Genomic DNA, 18225 nt, shown 5'->3' on the forward strand with positions numbered 1-18225 from the left:
GCCATGACCACGTCCTTTAGCCTTCCCCTCGTGAAAATGCAGGCGCTCCACAAAAGCTATGGCAACGGAGCAATCCAGGTGCTGAAAGGCATCGACATCGAAATGAAGCCCGGCGAACGCGTCGTCGTCATCGGCCCCAGCGGCGGCGGCAAGAGCACGCTGCTCCGGGTGATGATGGGGTTGGAGCAGATCGACAGCGGGTCGGTCAATTTCGACGGAAAGCCCTATATTTCTTCCGACGGCGCTGCCAGGAAAACCCAGATCGACACCCACGTCCGCCGTTCGATCGGCATGGTTTTTCAGCACTACACGCTGTTCCCCCATTTGAACGTCACGCAGAACCTCACTCTCGCTCCCTGCAAGGTGCGCGGCGAAGCCAAGGCCACGGCGACGGCCCGCGCGCAAGCGCTGCTCGAACGGTTCGGATTGGGAGCCAAGGCCAAGGCCTATCCGGCCCAGCTTTCCGGCGGTCAGAAGCAGCGCGTGGCGATCGCCCGCGCGCTCATGCTCGATCCGAAGTTGATGCTGTTCGATGAGGTAACTTCGGCGCTCGACCCGGAGCTCGTCAGTGAGGTGGAGCAGGTGATCCTGCAGCTAGCCGCCCAGAACATGCCGATGATGATCGTCACACACGACATGTGGTTCGCCAGGAACATTGCCTCTCGCGTGATCTTCTGCGCCGGCGGCGTGGTGGTCGAGGACGGGCCTCCCGAGCAGGTGCTCGGCGCCCCGCGCGAGGAGCGCACCAAGGAATTCATCGATCGCGTCTTCCACATCAAGCAGTAGGGAGGGCATGCCGTGAACTACACGTTCGATTTCAACGCAGTCACCCTTGCTCCACTTCTCAAGGGTCTGTGGGTTTCGCTGCAGCTGACGGCGGCGGCGAATGTCATCGGCATCGTCTTCGGCTTCGCGCTGGCGCTTCTGATCATGAGCCCCTACCGGGTTCTGCGGCTGCCCTTCATGCTGTTCGTCGAATTCTTCCGCTGCACGCCCGCCATCGTCCAGATCGTCTGGATATTCTACTGCGTGCCGATGCTGTTCGACGTCTTCCTCGATCCGATGACGATGGGCATCATGGCGCTCGGGCTCAATCTGACGGCCTTCAACGCCGAGGCCTACCGCGCCTCCATCCAGGCCGTTCCGCGCGAGCAGCTCGATGCCGGTATCGCGCTCGGCCTCAATCCGTTGCAGCGGGTGCTCTACATCGTCTTCCCGACCGCCTTCCGCGCTTCGATCCCGGTGCTCCTGACCAATGGCATCGTCATCTTCCAGCAGAGTGCGCTAGTCGCGATCGTCGCGATCCAGGACCTGATGTACCAGGGCAAGACGCTCGCCACCGAGACCTACCGACCGATCGAGACCTTCACAGTGGTGGCTCTCATCTATTTCGCCGTGTCCTTCCCGATAACCCAGATCGTCGGCCTGCTCGAACGCCGCCGCCAGATCCTCGTCAGCTAGGAGGCCAGGATGATGACGCTCGACTTCTCGATCCTGCTGCGCTTCGAAAACGCGCTTCTGCTCGGTCTCTGGATGACGATCAAGCTGACGCTGATCTGCATCGTGCTCGGATGCACCCTCGGCTTTCTCGTCGGCCTGGCCAGAACATCGCGCAATCCAGTGCTTCGCGTGGTCGCCGGCGCCTATGTCGAGTTCTTCCGCGGCACGCCGGTTCTCATCCAGCTCTTCTGGATCTTCTTCTGCCTGCCGCTGCTGCTTGGCGTCGAACTCTCGAATCTCGCCTCCGGCGTCATCGCGCTGACGCTCTATATGGGCGCGATCACCAGCGAAACCTTCCGGGCGAGCCTCAAGTCGATCGGCCGGGAGCAGCTGGACGCCTGCGTCGCCCTCGGCCTGCCGAAGAGGGCCCAGATCGTCAATGTCGTGCTGCCGCAGGCGGTGCTGCGCGCAATCCCGACGCTGCTGTCGAACTGCGTCAGCCTCTTCAAGGAGAGCGCCCTGGTCTCGGCCGTCGGCATGGCGGACCTGATGTTCGTCGGCCAGAACATCTCCAACAACACGGCCCGTCCGGTCGAAGTTCTGACGGTCGTTGCCCTGATCTACTTCGCCATCGCCTTCCCCCTCACGCGGGCCGTCTCCCTCATCGAGGGCCGCATTCTCAAGAAGCTCGCAATCTAGAAACAGCCGTTCCCAGGACAGGAGACATTCCATGAAACTTTCCGGCGTCATGCCCGCGCTCATCACTCCCTTCGATGCCAACAACAGGATCGACTTCAAGGCTTTCGAGAAGCTTCTCACACATCTGCGCGAGGCAGGCGTCACCGGCTGGGTCCCGAACGGGTCGACCGGAGAATATTTCAGCCAGTCCAGGGAAGAGCGCCGCGACGTGCTGCAGTTCGTCAAGGATTTCGCCAGGCCGGGCGAAGTGCTGATCGCAGGCACCAATGCGCCCGCCACCCGCGAGGTGATCGAGCAGACGGCGCTGGCGAGAGACATCGGTTATGACACGGTCCTGCTGGCGCCGCCATTTTATACGCGCCCGACCCAAGAAGAGCTCATCAAGCACTACGAAGCCGTCCTTTGCGCCGTCGATGTGAACCTCGTCCTCTACTCCTATCCGGCCAAGGATGGTTCGGACATCAGTTTCGAGCTGATGGATCATTTTGCCGACAATCCGCGCGTGATCGGGATCAAGGAAAGCTCGGGTGTGCTGCAGCGCGCGATCGACATCGCCAGCCGCTACGAGGGGAAGATCCAGCTCGTCAGCGGTTCCGACGATATCGCGCTCGATTTCATGTTCTGGGGCGCGCAAAGCTGGATCTGCGGACCGTCGAACTGCATGGCCAAGGCCTGCTGCGATCTCGACCGCACGTTCAAGTCAGGGGATCTCAACAAGGCGCGCGAGCAGATGAAAACGCTCTACCGGGCGATGAACATCCTCGAAAGCGGCAAGTTCGTGCAGAAGATCAAATATGGCTGCGAGCTTCAGGGCCTGCCCGTAGGCCAGTGCCGCGCGCCGCTCGGCGAGCTGACGGCGGAGGAAAAAGCCGAATTCAAGGCTGCGATGCAGCCGATCCTCAACTGGTGATGGCCATCCGGCAGCGTTCGGCTGCCGGAACAAATCCGGCAGGCAGGAGTATTTGCGATGCGCTTCAAGAAAGTTCTCTCCGTCGTCGATTGTCACGCCGAAGGCGAGAGCGGCAAGGTGATCGTCGGCGGTGTCGGCCAGGTGCCGGGCAAGACGATGTTCGACAAAAAGCTTCATCTCGAAGCTCATATGGACGATATAAGAAAGATGGTTCTCTTCGAGCCGCGCGGCGCGGTGTGGCACAATGCCAATATCGTCCTGCCGTCGAACCATCCTGACGCGGATATGGGTTACGTCATCCTCGAGAGCACCGAATATCCGGCCATGTCGGGCTCGAACACGATGTGCGTGGCGACCGTTCTGCTCGAAACGGGCATCCTGCCGATGCGGGAACCCGTCACCAATCTTATCCTTGAATCGCCGGCCGGCCTCATCCGCGTCCGTTGCGAATGCTCGGACGGCAAGGTGACGAGTGTGCGCTTGGTGAACCAGCCGGCCTTCTGCTACCACCGTGACAGCAACATCGAGGTCCCGGGACTGGGCACGGTTCGCGTCGACATCGTCTATGGCGGCATGACCTATACGATGGTGGAGGCCGCCGATCTCGGCTTTGCGATCGATCCGTCCGAAGCCCGCGATCTCTGCGAGGTCGGCCAGATGCTCAAGGCTGCGGCGGCCGAACAGCTCGCGGTGGAGCATCCTGAAAATCCGGAAATTCCCGGCATCACCAATACGCAATTCATGGCGCCCTTGCGTCGGGAAAACGGGCAGCTCGTCGCAAAGAACTGCGTGGTCGTTTCTCCGGGGCGCTGCGACCGTTCGCCCTGCGGAACCGGCTCGTCAGCGCGACTGGCGCTTCTTCACGCCAGGGGCGTCATGAAGGAGGGCGAAACCCTCATCCATCAATCGATCACCGGCAGCAAGTTCACCTGCACGATCGACGGGCTCGCCAAAGTCGGGCGCTATGACGCGGTCATCCCCGCCATAGCGGGACAGGCCTGGATCAGCGGCTTTTACCAGATGGGTATGGATCCCACGGATCCCTATCAGACCGGCTTCACAGTTGCCGACACCTGGATGGCCACCGTTTGAAGCCGGAGCGGGTCATGAGTTCTGATCGAAATCTCGTGGTGGTCGGTGCAGGCATCATCGGCGTCGCCATCTCCTACGAACTCCAGCGTCGCGGCCTTTCCGTGACGCTCGTCGACCGCGAGGCACCGGGCCGGGGCGCTTCCTACGGCAATATGGCCAGCATTGCCGTCACCGAATTCATGCCGGCCTCGCGTCCTGGCATCTGGGCGCAAATGCCGAAATGGCTGCTCGACCCGGAGGGGCCGGTGCGCATCCGGCCCGGTTACATGGCGAAACTGGTGCCCTGGTTCCTCAGGTTCCTGGCCGCGAGCCGTCCCTCGAAGCTGCGGGAGCTGGAGGCCGCCGGTGCCGTGCTCTGCCGGCGCGTCTATGAAGACCTCGGCGCGCTGTTGGCGGAGGCCGGGCTGACGCACATGCTGACGGCCGAGGGCTGCCTCAGCCTTTACACCGACGAGGCCGAATTCAAGGCCGATCGCGAGCATATCGAGATCCTGGAGCGCTTCGGCTTCCGGCATGAAATCCTCGGCGCCAACGCCATCCGGGATCTGGAGCCCGCTTTGACGACGAGGATCGGCAAAGCGGTGCTCTTTCCCGACAACCGGTCGATCACCGATCCCTACAGGCTCGTCACTGCCCTTGCCGAAAGGTTCGAGGCGCTTGGCGGGCGGATCGTTCGGGGCGACGTCGCCGGTTTCGAGCACGGTGAGAGCGGCGTCGTCGCTCTCAGGCTGGCAGATGGACGCAGCCTTGCAGTGGAGAAGGTTGTGCTCGCGGCCGGCGCCTTCACCGCCCGCCTTTCGGCGCTGCTGTGGGAGCATATCCCGCTTGAAACCGAGCGCGGCTACCACACGCAGATCATGGAGCCCGGCATTTCGATGCGCCATTCGATCATCTGGCCGGCGCGCGCCTTCATGGTCACCCCGACGGCGGGCGGTATCCGCGTTGGCGGCACGGTCGAAATGGCCGGCCTCGACGCGTCCCCGGATTATCGGCGCGCGAAGATCCTGGTGAAGAGGGCTCGGGAGGCATTGCCCGAGCTTAGGGTCGAAGGAGCGACGGAGTGGATGGGGCATCGCCCGGCGCTGCCCGACACCGTTCCCGTCATGGGTCCGTCCGCCAAGCGCCGCAACGTCTGGTACGCGACCGGCCATGGACATCTCGGCCTTACCTATGCGGCCACGACAGGCCGGCTGATGGCCGATCTCATCACGGGCGTAAAGCCGCCCGTGGACATGAAACCCTATCGCGTCGACCGCTTCTGAGCGGATCGGCGCAAGGCGAAAGGGAGTGAACATGCGAAGCGAACTTTATATCGACGGACAATGGGCGAAGCCGGTCAAGGGCGGCACCTGTACGGTCACGAATCCCGCAACCGAAGAGGTGATCCAGACGATTGGAGCCGCGACGGCCGAAGATGTCGACATCGCCGTGAAGGCAGCACGCCGCGCCTTCGACAAGGACGGCTGGCCGAAGCTGACGGGTGCTGAGCGCGCCAGATATCTCCGCGCCATCGCCGAGGGCATCCGCGCCCGCCAGGCCGAGATCGCGCGCCTCGAAGTTCTCGACAACGGCAAGCCGTTCCCCGAGGCCGACTGGGACGTCGCCGATGCGGCGGGCTGCTTCGATTTCTATGCGGGATTGGCCGAGCAGCTCTACACTAATCCCGAGGAGACGATTTCTCTTCCGGACGCACGCTTCACGTCCAAGGCGGTACGCGAGCCGATCGGCGTCGCCGGCGCGATCATTCCCTGGAACTATCCGCTGCTGATGGCGGCCTGGAAGGTTGCGCCAGCGCTTGCTGCCGGCTGCACCGTAGTGCTGAAGCCTGCCGAGCTGACATCGCTGACGGCACTGGAACTCGCGGCCATCGCCGACGAGGCCGGGCTGCCGCCCGGCGTGCTGAATATCCTGACCGGGGCCGGTTCTGTCGCCGGTCAGGCGATCATCGATCACAGGCAAGTCGACAAGCTCGCCTTTACCGGCTCCGGGCCGGTCGGCTCGAAAATCATGGCGGCTGCGGCCCGCGACATCAAACGCGTCAGCCTGGAGCTTGGCGGCAAGTCGCCCTTTGTCGTCTTCGAAGACGCCGATATCGACAAGGCCGTCGAATGGATCATGTTCGGCATCTTCTGGAACCAGGGCCAGGTCTGCTCGGCGACATCAAGGGTCCTCGTGCAGGACGCCATCTACGCCCGGCTGCTCGCGCGCCTCATCGAGGAAACGAAAAGGATCAAGATCGGCAATGGTCTCGACGAGGGTGTGCTGCTCGGGCCGCTGGTTTCCAAGCGCCAGCACGAGCAGGTCGTAGCTGCCATCGAAGAGGCGCGGCAGGCCGGCGCGACCGTTGCCTGCGGCGGAGCGCGTCCTGAGGGCTTCGAGAAGGGCCACTACCTCCAGCCGACCATTCTGACCGACGTTCCGCTCGACAACGCCGCCTGGGTGGAGGAGATCTTCGGGCCGGTCGTCTGCATCCGGCCCTTCAGGACCGAAGAGGAGGCCATCGCACTCGCCAATGACTCCCGTTTCGGCCTCGCGGCCGCCGTCATGTCAAAGGACGATGTCAGGGCCGAGCGCGTCGCTGCCGCCTTCCGCGCCGGCATCGTCTGGATTAATTGCTCGCAGCCGACATTCACCGAAGCGCCCTGGGGCGGCTACAAGGAATCCGGCATCGGCCGTGAACTCGGGCGCTGGGGCCTCGACAACTATCTCGAGACCAAGCAAATCACCCGCTTCGTCAGCGAAGATCCTTGGGGCTGGTACATCAAGCCGGAGGCAGCGGAATGAACTGGAACCGCAGCCTCGACTTGCTGCAGGTCCACTGCCAAGGCGAGATCGGCAAGGTCATCCTGTCGGGTGCGCCCGAGATACCGGGCGCGACGATGCTCGACAAGATGAACCATATCAATACGATTGACGACAGCCTGCGCCGCTTCGTGACCTTCGAGCCGCGCGCCAATGTCGCCATGTCCGTGAACCTGCTGGTCGCGCCTATGCGCGCCGATGCGGATGCGGGCTTCATCGTTCTCCAGGCCGACCGCGCCCACCCCATGTCTGGCAGCAATTGCATCTGCGTGGTCACCGCGCTTCTCGAAAGCGGCCGGGTGGCGATGTCGGAACCGGAGACGGTGGTGCGTCTGGATACGCCGGCCGGCCTCATCGTCGCGCGCGCCGCTTGCCGCGACGGGCGCTGCCTGTCCGTCAGCCTCGACAATGTGCCGAGTTTTGCGGAAGTGCTGGACCGGGAGGTGGAGACGCCGAAATGGGGCCGCATCAAGATCGACGTCGCCTTCGGCGGCGTCTATTATGCGCTTGTCGATGTCGATCAGCTCGGCCTCGATATCGCGCCTGCCAATGCCCGGCGGCTGGCGGAAGCCGGAATCGAGCTCAAGTCGCTGCTTGCAGACCAGGTTTCGGTTTGCCATCCGGTGCTGAGCGGCGTCGATGAGATCGCTTACGTGATGTTTCGCGGACGCGAAGCCGATGGTGTGGTGAGGACCTGCACGACGCTGAAGCCCGGCCGCGTCGACCGCTCGCCCTGTGGAACCGGCAGTTCGGCGAACCTTGCCGCGCTCTATGCTCGCGGAGAGGTCTCTGTCGGCGACCGCAGAACGTCGCGATCGATCATCGGCGGGGAGTTCCTCGCCGAGGCGATCGGCGAGACCGAGGTCGGCGGCCGCCGCGCCGTATTGCCGAGAGTATCAGGCCAGGCCTTCGTCTATGGCCGTGAACAGCTTCGCATCTCCGATGACGATCCCTTCGCCGCCGGATTCGCCCTGTCCGATACCTGGGGTCCCCAGGTCGGTTTGCTCGGTTAGGAGCCGCCATGTCTCATTCTCAACCACTCGCCGGCCAGACCGTCCTCGTGACAGGCGCCTCGGGCGGCATCGGCGCAGCCATCGTTGAGCGCCTGTCTGCCGAAGGCGCGCGGCCCATCATCCATTACGGGCGCGACAGGCAAGGCGCAGAAGCGCTGCTCCGCAAGATCGGCGGAAACGGCCTGAGAGTTCAGGCCGACCTCTCCAGTCCCGACGGCGCCTTTGCGCTGTGGCGCGATGCGCTCGCCGCGGCGGGGCGCATCCATGCCGTCGTCAACAATGCCGGCATCCGCACCGAAGTTTCGATCGATGCCGCTCCCTCTGACTGGCGGGCCGCCTGGCAGAAGGAGTTCCAGGTGAATTTCTTCGCCGCAGCCGACCTTTGCAAGCAAGCGCTCCTGCATTTCCGAGAGAATGGCGGCGGGCGCATCGTCAATATGGCAAGCCGGGCCGGACAGCGCGGTTATGCGGCCGATGCCATGGCCTATGGCGCGACGAAGGCGGCGCTGATCAACCTCACCAAGTCGATCGCGCGGAGCTTCGGCAGCGACGGCGTCGTCGCCGTCGCTATCGCGCCGGGATGGGTGCGGACCGAGATGGCCGAGGACTTCGTGACGAAGCACGGAAAAGATGCGGCGGTCGGCGACATCCCGATCGGCGAAATGGCCGAGACGGCGGAGATCGCCGAGCTGGTGGCCTTCCTGCTTCGCCCGTCGCAAGCATCGGTCAACGGGGCGACATTCGACGTCAACGGTGGCAGCTACATCAGATAGGAGGTTCGATATGAAGAGATTCCATGGCAAGGTCGCGGTTGTCACAGGTGGAGGCGGCGGCATAGGCTCGGCCATATCGAGAAGGCTTGCAGAGGAGGGCGCCTTGGTGGTGGTGACAGATGCCAACGCACAAGCGGCGGCCGAAGTCGCCTCGCTCATCGAGGCCGCGGGCGGATCGGCGAGCGCCATCGCGGCCGACATCTCCCACAAGTCCGATTGCTTTGACCTCATCGAAAAGGCCTTCGCGATCAACGGGCGGCTTGATGTGCTGGTCAACAATGCCGGCATCAACCGGCGCGGAAACCTCATGTCGCTCTCGGAAGAGGACTGGCAGGTCAGCTTCGCGGTCAATCTGGATTCAATGTTCCATCTCTGCCGCGCGGCACTCCCGCACATGATTGCGGCCGGCGGTGGAGCGATCGTCAATACCGCTTCGCAATGGGGTCTCTACCCCGCGCCGAACCACATCGCCTACAACACGACGAAGGCCGCCGTCGCCGCCTTCACCCAGAACCTCGCCCGCGACTATGCGCCCGACAAGGTCCGTGTCAATGCCGTCTGCCCCGGCGAAATTCACACGCCGATGCTGGAGGCAGGCGTGAAACGCTCCGGCCGGACGATCGCCGATCTCGACAAGCTCGTCCCCTTTGGCCGCATCGGCAAGCCGGAGGAGGTCGCGGCGCTCGTCGCCTTCCTTGCGTCGGATGAAGCGGCCTTCATGTGCGGTTCACTCGTGGAAATCACCGGCGCGCAAGCGGTGGCATGAACGCAAAGCGCGTATGACGCAAGGACAGTCCTGGCGTATTTTGTGAAAGGCGGGTAGCTGGGACACATGGGCTTTATTTACAGAAGTTGACGCCATAGCCGCCCAGGCCAACGTCACAGATCGGCGGGTCGAGTCCTTTCAAGGCGGCCATTCGCGGCTAGACTGAAATACGTTCCATGCAAACTGCCTTTACGACCTCCTGCAATACCCTCACGCGCTCTACCAGCCAGGTGAGCTCCTCGCTGGTGATTGAGTATTTCGACGAATATCGCGCTTCGACATAGGCTCGCGACAGCAACTCGAAGCAGCGCCGTGAAAACCGGCTGTCGCGCGGCCATGCTTCCACCAGCCGATTATCCATCCCCTCGGCCTGGGAGCGCAGGACCTTTATCCGATGAGATTTGGGACTGTAGAGGGTAAGCGTCAGCAGCACGCAATGATAGGCGCGTTCCGTGGCTTGATGCAGATTGAAGGCAGCCTCTCTGAGGCTGCCCCGCTCGAACAGGAACAGAGCTGACGCAGTGAAGGCATCCGCACTTGTGAACCACTCCTCGAAGAAGCTCTTTGCTTCAGCGTGCCGCTCCTTCGCCGTCAACGGCTTCGGCTGCGCCAGCGGATGGCCGGGCTCCTCGTAGAGGGGAATGCCGTCCCTGGCGATGTCGACGAAGAAGGGGCGACCGCGAGAAAGCTGGTCGTTGACATCGGCCAACGTGTGGATGATCGGCACGACCGGGGTTTCGATGCGATGCGCGATCTGCTCCTTCAACAGCCGCTCCTCGATGTTCTCCCAGAGTTCCTGCTCCTCGGCAAACGCCTTGCTGTTGACGACGATCAACAGATCGTAGTCGGAGCGATAGCCGCTCAGGTGATCCTCGACCCAGTCGCCGCGGCCATAAGAACCATAGAGCACGACCTTCAGGATCCTGCCGAAATTGCGCTTGGTCGACAGCTTGCTGGCCTGGAAGCCTTCGACCTCGGCAAACAGGATCTCGAGGATACGCGCCAGTTCGCGCCGCTTCCGGTCCGGCAGGTGTTCGATATGGTCGGTCAGGGTCAAAGCCGCGTCAAAGCCTTCGGTCAGAATCGCATCCATCGTAGCGGTTCCATGGTGATTGCGCATCTAAACGTTATACGGGATTGGCCTTATCAGGACAATCCACGATCGTATAAGCCCGACGCCTGCGCGCGCCGTGTCGTGCCTCGTCGCCAACATGGCGCTGTACAATATCCAGGCCCGTCGGTGATCGCGACAGTGCGGTCGGCCGGGGCCCCAAACACGTGGCACTGCCCTTCGGTCCATTATCCGATGATCGTTCGCAACATGGTGCGAGCGGATACCATGGGTCCTCGCCAGGGGCTACCACTCTCCTGGATGCGCGCTGCCCGGTGGCCATAGCGGTATCCATAGTGAAATCAATCAACCTCCTAACATCCTTACATTGTATTTACGATGGCAATGTACAATCGTAATTGGTGCTGACGGGGGTCGTATGAAGAAACGCTATACCTTTCTTGATGAGCTTCGAGGGGTCGCGGCATTGTCTGTTGCGGTTCTTCATGCCGCGCAGATTTTCCCCTTTCCTCTCCTTTCCAGCGCGGACATTGCCGTCGATTTCTTTTTCTGCCTGAGCGGGTTCGTCCTGGCAAACGCATATGACGAGAAGTTGAGATCCGGACAGATGACAGGCGGCGAGCTGTTCCTGAAGCGCGTGATCCGCCTGTACCCGATGATTGTGATCGGCGTCGTCCTGGGGATCATCGCGTCTCTTGTTTCGTCTGCGCCATACAGCCTCGCAATCCACGACATGCCGCTCTTGACGTTTGGCGGATTGCTCTTGTTGCCCACCGGCTTAATCCGAAACCTTGAGGCCTTCGCACTCAACAATCCCCTCTGGTCTCTCAGTTTCGAGTTGGCCGCCAATACCATTTATGGCTTTGTGCCCGGCGGAAGGAAGCTTTTTCGTGATGCCGCATTCTTAGGATTGCTCGCCGTTGCGCTATGCACGGTGATCTACACCCGAGGCTCGATTTCAGGTGCCGGTTTTTCCAGTTGGTCTGGATTTTTCGCGGGGTTCCCAAGAGTAGGCTTCTCGTTTTTCGCGGGAGTTTTAATCTATCGGTGGAATCTCTTCTCGCGGTTAAAAGCGGTTGGCCCCAAGCTCCCGCTTATCTTGTTGGCCATGGTCTTTTTCGCGCCGCTGCCTCCCGATTGGGAATTAAGAGGCTGGTATGACCTGGTTAGCATCACGGTCGTCATTCCTGCCGTTGTCACGCTCGCGGCAGCGGTTCCGGAAGGCGAGGCGAGGGCCATTGGGATCCAGCTTGGTCGCCTATCTTACCCCTTCTACGCGATCCACCAGCCGCTGATCCGATTGGCCGCAGAATTCCAGAGAGCGACCAATGGTATGATTCCTTTGCCATTGATTGTAATGCTCACGCTGTTTGGCGCTCTTGGTCTATCGCATTTGCTGTTGGAGCGGTTTGATAAGCCGGTAAGGGCACGTCTGCATCGCGCATTGGTACGTCTGACGACGAAAGAGCCAAGCTACTTGTAGCGCGCTTCTTTGGGCGAGTTGAGAACAGCGGTCGCAGTCGAAGCCAGGCAATCGAGCGAGACCACGCCCATAATGCGAAGCTGCAGGCGATGACGATCGCGGGCCAAAAAACGCCGCGGTCCATCTGTCGCAATGTGTCCGGTAAAGCCATACGAAATACCCTCTAACTATTGGGTTCCCGTTCGTCCCAATGCCTAGCTTTTTTTTGTGCCTTGGCGTTCAAATAGCGACATCTCAGTGTGAGTGGCTGACGCAAACCAAGCGGCACCGTAAGCCCCTGCGGTATGTCGGATTCAGACGCTGACCGAATAAAGAAAGTCATTGGGGCAAGGTCCATCGCTGCGTCCGCGGCCAGGTCTTGCCTACGCAAATCTCTGGTCGACCGTGCCTTAGAATGCCATTTGCACCTTGAGGGCACTATCGCGCCGACTGGCAAGCTTGAACGCCGCTGTCGCCTCTTCGAATGGCAAGACGGCTGTGATCAACGGGCGAACGTCGATCATCCCACTGCCGAGTAAATTGACGGCTTCGACAAAGTCGGCGTGGAAGCGGAAGGATCCCAGCAGTCGGACTTCGCGCGTGATGACCGCGTTAATCGGCAGCGTAAATTCTCCGCCAAGCCCCAGTTGCACGACTGTTCCTTGAGGGACCATCGTCGGCAGCGCACGCTGCAAAGCGAGAGCGCTTCCGGATGCTTCGAAACACAGGTCGAAGTAACCCTTGGCTGCGGCGTAGGCTGCGAGAGCGTCCGGTTCGTCACGCACATTTATGATGCGGGTCGCCCCACAGCTTTTTGCAATGTCGAGAGGGAAGGTGCTCAGAGTGGATGCCGAGTTCGCCCCATTCGGCCGCCATTGCCTTGGTCAGCATCTTGATGCCGCCCTTCGCAACAGTATAGGGGGCGACGGTGGCGCGGGCCAGTTCGCTGGTCAGGGAGCCGATGTTGATGATCTTGCCAAAGCCGCGTTCCGCCATGCGCCGCGCCGCTTCCCGGCCGATCATGAAAGCGCTTGTAAGGTTGGTATCGATGACGCGCCGCCAATCCTTGGTTTCAAGCTCCAGCATCGGTTTGCGGAACTGTATGCCGGCATTGTTGACGAGAATATCGATTGCGATGCCGCGAGCATCGAGCGTCTGAAACGCATCCATGATTGCCGCTATGCACTCATCCAGTTAGCTTGCAAGGCGTGCCTGAGTTCCTCCAGAACGCCTTAAAAAGGGAGGGTGGGACTGTCGAGAGTCTGGCGGCCGTTCGGCTCCAAGCGGCTTCAATGCAGATCGGCCAGCCTTAGGGTGATGACCGGCGTGCTCTGCAACATTTTTTCGATTGCAACCACCGCGTGGAACAAAACAGCGCAGAAAAGCATGCCGCTTTCAATGCGGAGCGAGACATTCTATGTAGGAGGAAGTTAATCGCGCGAGAGCAATCTGCCGTATGTCTTCGATCCGTCTTTTCATCCTATCCTCGTTTGCAGAGCTTGGGGCAATGCACGGCCACCGCTTGAGAATAGAGGCTGACAAAAAAAGGGTTCCCTTCTGGACAGATATTCCGGTCGGCGCAGTGTACGGGGCGATGAAACGACTGGCCGCCGAAGGTCTCTTGCGAGAAGCAGGACAAGAAAGGCAGGGCAATCGTCCAACAAGGCAACTTTATGAGATCACCGAAGCAGGGATGGTTGCTCTTGAGGAATTGCGTATCTCAGGGTTGACCGACATCTGGTTCAAGTACGATCCATTCGATCTTGCCTTAACAAAAGCGAACGCGAAAGATCTCGACGCTTTTATGGCCCTTTTAGCCGACAGGCTGGAGCGGATGAAGACGCTGCTGACCGAGCGACGCGAAATGATCGAGGCTGCCATTCCCTACATAGGGTTGATCGAAGAGTGGGCACTCCGCCACAGCGAACGCCGCCTTGCTGCGGAGGTCGATTATCTGACCGAGCTCTTGGCGTTCGCACCCGCCATAGCAGACGATCAGTACAATCCACGCGCCAGGAAGGAAAAAGTGTTGGTCACGGGCAAGGGCGGTCAGAGATATAAAAAGCAGGACTAGGGCATAGCGCCTTCGACCGGCCGAAATTCGGAGCTTCCCTCTGGTTCTCGGACTGGGATATCAAGAAAACGAGTTCGGTAAGGCCAGCCATTTTACGGGTCGGTTCCGGCTGGGGGCGTTATGGCGACGCCCGTCGGCTCCTTGCCTTCCGGTCGCCGGACGCGTTATTCGGCCGGTGTCGCTTTAATGACCGGCTCGTGTTTCAGGCCGAGCGTTACGGAGGCAACGCTGATCGACGATCTGTTTGCGCCTGCTGAGCTCTTCTTCGGTGGCAGGGCTGTCGATGATCACAATGCCGGTGATGTTGCGAAACCCCGGCGAACGGAATCATCGACATTGAAAAGACCGCGCAGATCGACTTCGCCGTCCAGCTCGACCGAAACGCTATTGAATCCCGCCGGCGACACCCGGCCGGGACACCATTACACCTGCAAGTGACCGGGCCGGCGCGCTCCTTCGACTAGTCGAGTGCGTCGAGTTCAGCAAGAACGTCAGCCGAAAGTTGAAGCTCGGCGGATGAGAGGTTCTCGTGGAGATGGGCAACGCTCGACGTGCCGGGAATAAGCAACACATTAGGTGCGCGCGCCAGCAGCCACGCCAGAGCCAACTGCCGTGACGTCACCCCGAGCCGCCTGGCTATAGCCCCCAAGGCTTCGTTCTGCAATTGAGAGAAGCCGCCGAGAGGGAAAAAGGGGACGTAGGCGATCCCCTGCTCAGACAGTTCGTCGATGAGGGCGTCGTCGGCGCGCTTTACGATGTTGTATTCGTTCTGAACGCAAACGACAGGAGCGATCTTCTGCGCCTCGGCGACCTGCGCGGCTGTTGCACTGCTCAGACCCAGGTGCCGGATCAAACCTTGCTCGCGTAGTTCGGCAAGTGCAGTGAAGCGTTCTTCGATGTAGCCCTCCAACGGACCTATTCCTGCGCCGAGTATTCGGAAATTGACGACGTCCAGAACGTCCAGGCCGAGGTTGCGCAAGTTATCATAGACAGCCTGCTTCAGTTCGTCCGGCGCCTGGGCAGGCCTCCACGATCCGTCGCCACCACGTTTCGCGCCGACCTTGGTCACGATGACCAGATTGTCAGGATAGGGACGCAACGCCTCGCGGATCAGCTGATTGGTGATATGGGGGCCGTAGAAATCGCTGGTGTCGATATGATCGACACCAGCGTCGAGAGCTGCACGCAGCACTGCAAGAGCCGCGTCGCGGTCTTTCGGTGGCCCAAATACATGGGGGCCTGCGAGTTGCATCGCGCCGTAGCCCATCCGTTTAACCTGCCGGTCGCCGAGGCTATACACGCCGGCCTTCCCGATGTTAGTCATCGCATTGTCCTTCCGTATCGAATGTGAGATGTGGCAACCACCCGCTTCGAGAGGCTGCTCACGATTGTGTGATGACGATCTTGCCACGCGCGCGGCCGGACCTTTGACGTTCGATCGCGTCGCTGAACGCCTCGAACGGCACCAAGGTGTCGAGCAGCACCTTTAACCCGTCCTGAGCGACGGACTGAACCACCTCGTTGAGGCGGGATGCGTAGGGCTTGACATACATCATGCTCGCCGACACCTCGTGCGCCTTGGCGACGGCCTCATCCGGCGGGCTGGTCGGCGACACCAGGCGTCCGCCGCGCTTCAGAACCGGATAGCTTCGCGCTTGTGTCTCTCCGCCGACCAGGTCCAGCACCAGGTCGACGTCGTGAAAAACCTGCGCAAAATCCTGCTGTTTATAATCGATGACCTCGTCGACCCCGAGCGAGCGCACCAGATCGACACCGTCTCCGGACGCGGTCGCCAGAACCCGCGCACCGGCCCTCTTCGCAAACTGGACGGCAAACATGCCGACGCCGCCGGCTGCGGCATGGATGAGAACGGTTTCGCCGGCTTTGAGATGGCCTTGAGAGAACAGGCTATGCCAAGCTGTACTTCCGGCTGTCGGTATCGTTGCTCCCTCCGCGAAAGTAAGCGACGATGGCATTTGAACGCAATTTTCGGCTTTCACCACCGCATATTCAGAGAGGCCACCGCCGGCTAGCGGATCGGCCCACACAACGACTGCGTCCCCTGGCTTGAATCCGGTGGTGGCTTCGCCAACCTGTTCGACCACGCCGGCGAAGTCGCTCCCAAGAGCGTAAGGAAATGCGATCGGGAAAAATCGTGCGGCCCAGCCTACCATCAGCCCCATGTCGAGCGGGTTCAGCGCAGTAGCCTTGACGCGAACCAGGATCTGATCGGCATCAATCTTCGGGATCGGAACTTCGTTGATAACAGCTGGCCCGTTGAAGCCATGGATACGAATCGATTTCACGGAACACCTTTCGACTAAGTGACACTGGAGGGAGGACCGCCTCCCAGGTGAGGCTGATACCTACGTATAAGTACTCTTGCAAGAGCATTCAGGTAAGTTGTTTCGGTTGATCCCCGTCGACCCTCTCTTATAAAGGCGACAGTCCCGGCTATAGCGCGGGGCAGCAAGGCACTGCAGCGCCTCTTCCACTGCTATTCTGTCCAAGCTCGCAGACCTTCGATCACCAGTAAGAAACCACGGAACGACGCAACATTTAAAATGTGGGTAGGAGCCCGCGCGGGAAGTTGTGGTGCCTGGCGCCGTCATCAGAAAGCAAGCGGTTCCCTTGGTCTCTTCGAAGGTAAAGGCGGCTGCCTAGCATCAATGACGGGCGCGAGAGCACTCCGCGCTTGGATCGAACTATGAAGATCAGGGCAAGGCATTCGTACAGAGATCGGTCCTCCGGACGCGAGAAGCGAACGGACGCAACGTCCTCGATGACATCACAAAGTACATGCTGGAGGAGCAAGGCGGGCGGTTGCTTCGACCGTCGCTGTCAACGGCTTCAACGTCAGTGGATGTGGCCAGAACGCCGGTATTGCGTTCGTGCGTCTTCGCGACCCGCGCCGGGATGCCCGGCATGGAGAGACGGCTGCTCGTTTTCGGCAAGGAGCGCCAGAGCTTAGTGCGAAATCTTCCGCCAAACCTCTTCTTGATCGTCAAAAACGCGCGAGCAATATTTACTTTTATAATTATATAATGCAAGTTCGCTGCAATCGAACTCAGGAGGGAGTTCGCAAGCGACAAGGAGGAACGTCGTCATGCTCATACTCAAGAAATTTACCCTGGCAACCGCTCTGCTCGGTGGCCTCCTTTCGGCGGCGCCGACAATCGCGGCTGCTCAAGAGCTCGAACTGACGATCACCGCGCCGGCTGGTGCTGGCGGGGGGTGGGATGCGGCTTCGCGGTCGCTGCAGGAGGTGATGATGGCCACAGGCGCGGCCAAGAGCGTGCAGGTCGTCAACGTCCCCGGCGCTGGTGGCACCGTCGGTCTCGCTCAGTTCATCGGCAATGCCAAGGGCAATCCGGATCAGCTTCTCGTGGCAGGCATCACGCTTGTGGGCGCAAGCATCTCAAACAAGTCTCCCGTCGACCTGACTGAGGTCACGCCGCTCGCGCGACTGACGGGCGATCCGCTCGTTATCGTTGTTCCCAAGGACTCGCCGATCCAGACGATCGCCGATCTTCAGGCGGCCATCAAGAAGGACGTCGCCAACACGATCTGGGTCGGCGGCTCAGCAGGCGGGGCAGACCATATCCTCGCGGCGCTTGTGACCAAGGCGGCCGGCGCGGATCCCGCAAAGATCAATTACGTTGCCTATTCCGGCGGCGGCGAGTCCCTTGCGGCAATGCTCGGCGGCCAGGCGACGGCGGGTGTCTCTGGTTATGGCGAATGGGAGGGGCAGATCAAATCAGGCGATCTTCGTGCTCTTGCAATCTCCTATCCGGAGCCGATCGAAGGCATCGAGGCAAAGCCGCTGAAGGCGCAGGGACTGGATATCGAACTGGTCAACTGGCGCGGCGTCTTCGCCGGTCCGGGTGTTGACGGCAAGGATCTCGAGACGCTGAAGGCAGCCGTCGACAAGACGGTGAAGTCCGACCAGTGGAAGGCCGTTCTGAAGTCGCGGGGCTGGTCCGACTATTATGCCTCGTCGGATGAGTTCAAATCGTTCATCGCCTCCGAGACCGACCGCGTCCGCGGCATTCTTACATCGATCGGCCTGGCCAACTGAAGTCGATCAAGTGCCGGAATGCGGCGGAGACGTTGCATTCCGGC

At 61.0% G+C, this 18225-nt stretch carries 17 protein-coding genes and 1 pseudogene; 13 read left to right on the forward strand and 5 right to left on the reverse strand.

Annotated elements, in window-relative coordinates; genetic code table 11:
* The first annotated feature begins 3 nt into the window (after positions 1 to 3).
* From NBG89_RS22635 to NBG89_RS22680, 10 genes are read left to right on the forward strand one after another with little or no spacing between them, the layout of a single operon-like run.
* Complete coding sequence (locus NBG89_RS22635) at positions 4 to 786, forward strand: amino acid ABC transporter ATP-binding protein (protein ID WP_431324328.1); 783 nt, start codon at positions 4 to 6, stop codon at positions 784 to 786.
* A 12-nt stretch (positions 787 to 798) separates the two neighbouring features.
* On the forward strand, positions 799 to 1461 hold the full coding sequence (locus NBG89_RS22640) for an amino acid ABC transporter permease (RefSeq protein ID WP_431324329.1): 663 nt from the start codon (positions 799 to 801) through the stop codon (positions 1459 to 1461).
* A 9-nt stretch (positions 1462 to 1470) separates the two neighbouring features.
* The gene (locus NBG89_RS22645; protein WP_431324330.1) at positions 1471 to 2139 is read left to right on the forward strand and encodes an amino acid ABC transporter permease; all 669 of its coding nucleotides are present in this window, start codon (positions 1471 to 1473) and stop codon (positions 2137 to 2139) included.
* Positions 2140 to 2170: 31 nt separating this feature from the next.
* Positions 2171 to 3049, forward strand: a complete 879-nt coding sequence (gene dapA / locus NBG89_RS22650; protein ID WP_431324331.1) for a 4-hydroxy-tetrahydrodipicolinate synthase — start codon at positions 2171 to 2173, stop codon at positions 3047 to 3049.
* A gap of 57 nt (positions 3050 to 3106) precedes the next feature.
* Positions 3107 to 4141, forward strand: coding sequence for a proline racemase family protein (locus tag NBG89_RS22655; RefSeq protein WP_431324332.1), 1035 nt, complete (start codon positions 3107 to 3109; stop codon positions 4139 to 4141).
* A gap of 14 nt (positions 4142 to 4155) precedes the next feature.
* Positions 4156 to 5403: an NAD(P)/FAD-dependent oxidoreductase gene (locus tag NBG89_RS22660; RefSeq protein WP_431324333.1), complete on the forward strand. Its 1248-nt coding sequence runs from the start codon at positions 4156 to 4158 to the stop codon at positions 5401 to 5403.
* A gap of 31 nt (positions 5404 to 5434) precedes the next feature.
* On the forward strand, positions 5435 to 6925 hold the full coding sequence (locus NBG89_RS22665; RefSeq protein ID WP_431324334.1) for an aldehyde dehydrogenase family protein: 1491 nt from the start codon (positions 5435 to 5437) through the stop codon (positions 6923 to 6925).
* The gene (locus NBG89_RS22670) at positions 6922 to 7956 is read left to right on the forward strand and encodes a proline racemase family protein (RefSeq protein ID WP_431324335.1); all 1035 of its coding nucleotides are present in this window, start codon (positions 6922 to 6924) and stop codon (positions 7954 to 7956) included. Before NBG89_RS22665 ends, NBG89_RS22670 begins: the two co-directional genes overlap by 4 nt.
* A gap of 8 nt (positions 7957 to 7964) precedes the next feature.
* A complete protein-coding gene (locus NBG89_RS22675; RefSeq protein WP_431324336.1) occupies positions 7965 to 8729 on the forward strand; it encodes an SDR family NAD(P)-dependent oxidoreductase in 765 nt (254 codons plus the stop codon).
* 10 nt (positions 8730 to 8739) lie between these two features.
* On the forward strand, positions 8740 to 9495 hold the full coding sequence (locus NBG89_RS22680; RefSeq protein ID WP_431324337.1) for an SDR family NAD(P)-dependent oxidoreductase: 756 nt from the start codon (positions 8740 to 8742) through the stop codon (positions 9493 to 9495).
* Between the two features lie 157 nt (positions 9496 to 9652).
* On the opposite strand, the gene NBG89_RS22685 is transcribed toward NBG89_RS22680, so the two are convergent.
* Positions 9653 to 10588, reverse strand: a complete 936-nt coding sequence (locus NBG89_RS22685; RefSeq protein WP_431324338.1) for a HEPN domain-containing protein — start codon at positions 10586 to 10588, stop codon at positions 9653 to 9655.
* A gap of 397 nt (positions 10589 to 10985) precedes the next feature.
* On the opposite strand from NBG89_RS22685, the gene NBG89_RS22690 reads away from it, so the two are divergent.
* Positions 10986 to 12050 carry an acyltransferase family protein gene (locus NBG89_RS22690; protein ID WP_431324339.1) on the forward strand — a complete coding sequence of 355 codons (1065 nt, stop codon included), beginning with the start codon at positions 10986 to 10988 and terminating at the stop codon, positions 12048 to 12050.
* Between the two features lie 389 nt (positions 12051 to 12439).
* On the opposite strand, the gene NBG89_RS22695 is transcribed toward NBG89_RS22690, so the two are convergent.
* Both NBG89_RS22695 and NBG89_RS22700 read right to left on the reverse strand, forming a co-directional pair.
* Positions 12440 to 12814, reverse strand: a complete 375-nt coding sequence (locus NBG89_RS22695; protein ID WP_431324340.1) for a zinc-binding dehydrogenase — start codon at positions 12812 to 12814, stop codon at positions 12440 to 12442.
* Positions 12815 to 12869: 55 nt separating this feature from the next.
* Positions 12870 to 13208, reverse strand: a pseudogene (locus NBG89_RS22700) (SDR family NAD(P)-dependent oxidoreductase); the annotation flags it as partial.
* Positions 13209 to 13485: 277 nt separating this feature from the next.
* Between NBG89_RS22700 and NBG89_RS22705 the strand changes: the two are divergent.
* A complete protein-coding gene (locus tag NBG89_RS22705; protein ID WP_431324341.1) occupies positions 13486 to 14103 on the forward strand; it encodes a PadR family transcriptional regulator in 618 nt (205 codons plus the stop codon).
* 460 nt (positions 14104 to 14563) lie between these two features.
* On the opposite strand, the gene NBG89_RS22710 is transcribed toward NBG89_RS22705, so the two are convergent.
* Positions 14564 to 15427, reverse strand: a complete 864-nt coding sequence (locus tag NBG89_RS22710; RefSeq protein WP_431324342.1) for an oxidoreductase — start codon at positions 15425 to 15427, stop codon at positions 14564 to 14566.
* A 58-nt stretch (positions 15428 to 15485) separates the two neighbouring features.
* The gene (locus tag NBG89_RS22715) at positions 15486 to 16409 is read right to left on the reverse strand and encodes an NADP-dependent oxidoreductase (RefSeq protein WP_431324343.1); all 924 of its coding nucleotides are present in this window, start codon (positions 16407 to 16409) and stop codon (positions 15486 to 15488) included.
* An 800-nt stretch (positions 16410 to 17209) separates the two neighbouring features.
* On the opposite strand from NBG89_RS22715, the gene NBG89_RS22720 reads away from it, so the two are divergent.
* On the forward strand, positions 17210 to 18181 hold the full coding sequence (locus tag NBG89_RS22720; protein WP_431324344.1) for a Bug family tripartite tricarboxylate transporter substrate binding protein: 972 nt from the start codon (positions 17210 to 17212) through the stop codon (positions 18179 to 18181).
* The last annotated feature ends 44 nt before the right edge of the window (positions 18182 to 18225 follow it).

This window comes from Rhizobium sp. YTU87027 (assembly GCF_050644135.1).
Lineage (GTDB): Bacteria > Pseudomonadota > Alphaproteobacteria > Rhizobiales > Rhizobiaceae > Rhizobium.

Coding starts and splice junctions, on each gene's coding strand:
- NBG89_RS22655 (WP_431324332.1), top strand. CDS start 3,107: ATGCGCTTCAAGAAAGTTCTCTCCGTCGTCGATTGTCACGCCGAAGGC.
- NBG89_RS22680 (WP_431324337.1), top strand. CDS start 8,740: ATGAAGAGATTCCATGGCAAGGTCGCGGTTGTCACAGGTGGAGGCGGC.
- NBG89_RS22690 (WP_431324339.1), top strand. CDS start 10,986: ATGAAGAAACGCTATACCTTTCTTGATGAGCTTCGAGGGGTCGCGGCA.
- NBG89_RS22635 (WP_431324328.1), top strand. CDS start 4: ATGACCACGTCCTTTAGCCTTCCCCTCGTGAAAATGCAGGCGCTCCAC.
- NBG89_RS22710 (WP_431324342.1), bottom strand. CDS start 15,427: ATGACTAACATCGGGAAGGCCGGCGTGTATAGCCTCGGCGACCGGCAG.
- NBG89_RS22675 (WP_431324336.1), top strand. CDS start 7,965: ATGTCTCATTCTCAACCACTCGCCGGCCAGACCGTCCTCGTGACAGGC.
- dapA (WP_431324331.1), top strand. CDS start 2,171: ATGAAACTTTCCGGCGTCATGCCCGCGCTCATCACTCCCTTCGATGCC.
- NBG89_RS22665 (WP_431324334.1), top strand. CDS start 5,435: ATGCGAAGCGAACTTTATATCGACGGACAATGGGCGAAGCCGGTCAAG.
- NBG89_RS22705 (WP_431324341.1), top strand. CDS start 13,486: ATGTCTTCGATCCGTCTTTTCATCCTATCCTCGTTTGCAGAGCTTGGG.
- NBG89_RS22645 (WP_431324330.1), top strand. CDS start 1,471: ATGATGACGCTCGACTTCTCGATCCTGCTGCGCTTCGAAAACGCGCTT.
- NBG89_RS22670 (WP_431324335.1), top strand. CDS start 6,922: ATGAACTGGAACCGCAGCCTCGACTTGCTGCAGGTCCACTGCCAAGGC.
- NBG89_RS22685 (WP_431324338.1), bottom strand. CDS start 10,588: ATGGATGCGATTCTGACCGAAGGCTTTGACGCGGCTTTGACCCTGACC.
- NBG89_RS22720 (WP_431324344.1), top strand. CDS start 17,210: ATGCTCATACTCAAGAAATTTACCCTGGCAACCGCTCTGCTCGGTGGC.
- NBG89_RS22660 (WP_431324333.1), top strand. CDS start 4,156: ATGAGTTCTGATCGAAATCTCGTGGTGGTCGGTGCAGGCATCATCGGC.